Source organism: Barnesiella sp. (assembly GCF_022723415.1).
GTDB lineage: Bacteria > Bacteroidota > Bacteroidia > Bacteroidales > Barnesiellaceae > Barnesiella > Barnesiella intestinihominis.
The window spans coordinates 1-4,546 of record NZ_JAIJHU010000100.1 but is presented as its reverse complement, the minus strand read 5'-3'; the positions used below and the strand labels follow the sequence as shown (position 1 = coordinate 4,546).

Genomic DNA, 4,546 nt, shown 5'->3' with positions numbered 1-4,546 from the left:
CAAAATGCTCGATTTCATCGCTTTGTTCCTGCCCAAAAACGGTGAACTCATCGACAAAAGAGACATTCATGGCTCATTCGAGAGCCTTCTCCGTTTCATCGAAGAGCACCTCGATGACTTCGCCAAATACAGAGACTCAACCGCCTACAAGGCAAACCACATGCAAGCGTATGAAAACAAGACTGATGACACGACCTTCTTCTTTGCTGGCTGACGGTAGCCTGCAACTTCATGCACCCCACTCCTGGAGTGAACTCACACAAGAACAGTTGCGCTACGTCCTGACACTCCTCACACAAGGATGGACGGAATACCAGATGCGCACCTACCTCTTCGCTCGTTTCTGCGGCATCAAGGTGCTCAACGAGAAGAAAGACGGATGGCTCTGCGAGACGGAGCTGGAGGATGGCAAGAAACAGAGATTCTTCCTACAATTGTGGCAGGTGCAAAGTTTCTGCGAAACCTTCGATTACATCTTCGACGGCAACGGTGCAGACAATCGGCTCGACTTCATCGGCCCATACAAGGCGGTCGATGTAGAACTGCACGACTTCGCCTTTGCCAACTACATCACCGCAGACAACTTTTTCCAGCAGTTTCTGCAGTCCAACAAGACAAGCAACGCTCCACTCCGTGAGATGGCACGCTGTCTTTACCTCAAGGCTGATGGCAAGGAACCTGACACGATAGATTGCTCCGAGTCTGAGCTGATGGGTGTGTTCCTGTGGTTCATGTTCGTCAAGGATAACTTCTCGAAGCATTTTCCACACCTCTTCAAGCCAGCCTCTGAAAGCGGTGAGCCTTACGACACACGTGCGGCAATGGATGCGCAAATCCGTGCGCTCACGGGTGGAGACATCACCAAGGAGAAACAAATCGAGAGGTCTGATGTGTGGCGTGCACTCACCGAGTTGGATGCCAAGGCACGTGAGGCTGAGGAGTTAAACGATAAACTGAAAACATCATGATTAAAACTGAAATAAACACCCCTTCTGTACAGGTGGGCTTCGATGCGTTCTCTTACTTCAGAGATCTCACTAAGCAAAACAAGCTTACCTCTGAGCTGGGCTTCATGCCCACCACCTGCAGCAGCCCACTCTCTTTCGAGGGTATGTTGCAGAATATGTCCAAGAGCAAAAACTTCGTGGTCATCGATGACACCAACGAGGGCAACGTTGCCATCAACGGCGATGGCAGCTACCGCAAGGTCATCACTTATACCGTGTGGATCCTCATGCGCTACAAAGAGTTTGACATGAATGATCGACAGGAGAAGCTCAACACATGCCGCAAGATATTCCGCCAGTTTCTGAGCAAAATCGTCATCGATAAGTACGACTGGCAATTCAAAGAATACACCTACATGCTCAGCGACCAGATAGACAGCCGTGAGATAGGTGTCTATTTCATCAACGGCCTCACAGGCGTTGAGTTTCATCTTGACGTGAGTGAACCTTTAAACCTGGAGTTCAACGATGAAGAATGGAACGAATGACATCAAGCGTCCTGTCTCACAAGCAGACATTTACGCCTATGAGAAGGAATGGGCTGAGGAGATGGTCAACATCTGGAAAGAAAAACTCATGCACTACCGCATCCGGCATACCGGTGCCCTCTTCAATAGCGTGCAAACTACTTCTTACGGTGGTTCTTCTCGCATGATAGCCCACAAATTCCTGCTCTATGGTCTCTATCAAGAGGCTGGCACAGGCAATGGCTATTACCATGGCAACCCTGGCGACCTTCATTTTCTCGATCCTGAATACCGTGCTAAGCACCATTTGGGCGAGCCTCGTCAGCGCAAACCATGGTTCAATAAAAAATATTATGCCTCTATCATGAAACTCAACGACATGGAGGGCATGTTTTACGGCGAGGAATATTTAGGCCTGATGGCAGACATTTTCAAGCAGATGTTTGACAATAAAATATAAATTAGATTATATGGGCAAAAACGAAATAATAAAAATCCTTGAAGGTATCAGGGATGAGCGGACGAAAGGTGCAAACACAGCAAGGCGTGTTGGCAATAGTCTTCTCTCTATGTTCGACTTTTTATTATCTGCTGACAGAGAAAAGTTATCTTCGTCTTCAGACGATATAGCCCAAGGGATCATTACTTTTGCAAAAGGATTGATCTCTGATAATGTGGCAAGTCTTAAAGGGGGTGCAACATTCGGACCTAACGGCATTTTTCACCTTGACAAGGATGGAAATCTTGTTGTTGATACTATTAAATCTACTGATTTTAGCGAGATTCTTCAGAAAGGCTTTGGCATTGAGAAGTCTTCCGATAAATTCACGATGTATCTTTCAAATCTGGTTGTATGGGGGAAAGCGATATTCAACGATTTGGAAATCCGAAAGCTCTATTCTGTAGGCGGGAATGTATATCTAAGCGGCTCTTCCAGCAAAATACATTACGTCAAAGAGGTGAGAACTGCAGAAAAAAATGGAACTCTTGGAGACTTGATAGGCTGGCAATGTTATATCCTGGCAGATGACGGAACAACGGCTACGCAGAATACCTGGACTAAATATGATCAGGCAAAATGCCAGACTTTTAATATTCAAAGTGGTACATACCGCGGAGTCGAAAACAAATTTTACTGGAGACTGGTAACGGCTGTATCTGCTTCTGCTGAAGTAATCAAAGACGAGGAAGGAAATACTCTTTTCGAGGGGAAGAAATTCTCTTGGATCATCTTGTCTGCTACAGACTGCGAAAGCCCTGAGAATGATGCGCCTGCGGCTGGAGATATCATCGTGCTTGATGGACATAGGATGGCTGCAATAGATTCAGAAGACGCAAAGTATAATGATACAGGAAGGGCTAATGTCATGATGCTCGAGACGACAGGCGCAGGTACCCCTCGCATCGTCGGATATAGAGGCATTACTAACTTTACTCACAAAGACAAGGATGTGTTCGTGCTATCTCCCGATGGAACGAGGTTTAAAAGCAGTTTCTTTAAGTGGGTGTCTTCGAGTGGTGAAGCTATGCACATGGTGAACTACAGAGGCGAGTGGCAGAAGGGCTTGAGCTACAGCTATTATGACCAGGTAAGCCACGGCAACGGCGTGTGGCTGTGTACCAACCCCGAGGGCAGCACGAGTAAGCCTATGCCCGGGAGCGCTGACTGGCAGCTTGTGATGAGTGCGCAGAAGGGCGAGAAGGGCGAGGATGGTGTTGCTTATCAGATAATGATAACGAGCGATACGGGCACGGTGATGATTAACGGTTCGGGCGAAATGACGCTGAAGGCAACGCTGCTACGCAATGGCGAGGACATAAGCGACACCGTGAGCAACAGCTCATGGTCGTGGTGGCGACAATCGGCTGATGCAGAAGATGATGCTGTATGGAACACGCTGCATGAGGGGGTTGGCCGGAACTGTCTTATAACACGTGACGACGTAGATAGACAAGCACAATTCGGATGCAGTGTGTGCATATCAGATACAAAGACTATTAATAGTAACATATAATAATATTTTAAAAAACAAACGATTATGGCAAAAGTATTAGCTAATGGTCAGATTACTATCGTTGACCTCAATGACGGCAAGGCCGTTCAGTGTTTCACTCAGTGCTCTAAGGGCGAGACTCAGATTTATACTCCCGACACGGGTGTGTACACTCCGAACTATTCGGCAAGTAGCCCTAACGTTATCACTGCCCGTGTCTACGTGACTGGCAATGCTACAGACCAGGCTCCGACCTCGGCTTGTACGGGATGGTCGTGGAAGGTGGATGGTGCGGCTGCTACCCCAGTGAGCGGCAAGTCGTATCAGCTTAACCTCACCGGCAACATCGCCCATAACGGCAGCGTGAAGAACATAGAATGGTCGTGCAAATACACTGACCCAGAGACTAAGGCTACGACTACATGCATCGGCTACAAGACGATTTCGCTGGCGAAGAGTGGCGGTGCGCTCCAAACGGTGCAGATTGAGACTCCCGATGGCAACACGTTCGACTCGACCAACAACACGAAGAAGCTGCGTGCCGTGGCGAAGTTCTTCCGTGGCAACGTGCAGGACACTTCTCTGACTTCTATGACTTGGGAGGTGCTGAATATCAGTGCCGGCACATGGAGTGCTGTGGATTCGGGCAGCGTGAGCACTTCGGGTGGCGTGAGCACTCTGAACGTGAGTGCCAATGACGTGCTTAACTTCCAGACCTTCCGCTGTACTGTCAAGGATGGTGGTGATACCGCCAGCGCTATCGTCACGTTCTTCGATGCGAGCGACCCATACGTTGTGGAGGTATACTCGCTGACGGGCGACAAGATTGTGAACGGTGCCCAGTCTACCGAGCTTTTCGCCCGTGTGTGGAAAGACGGCAAGGTGGTGGAGGATGGTGCTACGGTGAAGGCTGACAGCGACCATGCTTCAAGCTTCACGTACAAGTGGACGAAGTACAATGCCAGCGGTGTTGCTACCAACTGGAACGGTACGTCAAGTCCAGTAAATGCTTCGACCAAGCCTTACGTCACCGTGGCTAACGCTGACGTGAGCGGCAGAGGTACATTTACTTGTGAGG

At 48.8% G+C, this 4,546-nt stretch carries 6 protein-coding genes; all 6 read left to right on the top strand.

The annotated features are described in order from the left end of the window. On the top strand, positions 1–214 hold a 214-nt coding region (locus tag QVD32_RS12600), incomplete at its 5' end, for a DUF6712 family protein (RefSeq protein WP_287710313.1). After that, positions 171–968 (top strand): hypothetical protein, encoded by a 798-nt coding sequence (locus QVD32_RS12595; RefSeq protein ID WP_287710312.1) that lies wholly within the window; start codon positions 171–173, stop codon positions 966–968. The genes QVD32_RS12600 and QVD32_RS12595, both read left to right, overlap by 44 nt. Beyond that, entirely contained in the window at positions 965–1,495 is a 531-nt protein-coding gene (locus QVD32_RS12590; protein ID WP_287710311.1) for a hypothetical protein, read from the top strand. The genes QVD32_RS12595 and QVD32_RS12590 overlap by 4 nt, the downstream gene beginning before the upstream one ends. Further along, positions 1,476–1,934, top strand: coding sequence for a hypothetical protein (locus tag QVD32_RS12585; protein ID WP_287710310.1), 459 nt, complete (start codon positions 1,476–1,478; stop codon positions 1,932–1,934). The genes QVD32_RS12590 and QVD32_RS12585 overlap by 20 nt, the downstream gene beginning before the upstream one ends. A gap of 10 nt (positions 1,935–1,944) precedes the next feature. Beyond that, on the top strand, positions 1,945–3,489 hold the full coding sequence (locus QVD32_RS12580; RefSeq protein WP_287710309.1) for a hypothetical protein: 1,545 nt from the start codon (positions 1,945–1,947) through the stop codon (positions 3,487–3,489). 24 nt (positions 3,490–3,513) lie between these two features. Continuing rightward, positions 3,514–4,546 (top strand): hypothetical protein (locus QVD32_RS12575; protein ID WP_287710308.1); only part of this gene is annotated, 1,033 nt, incomplete at its 3' end.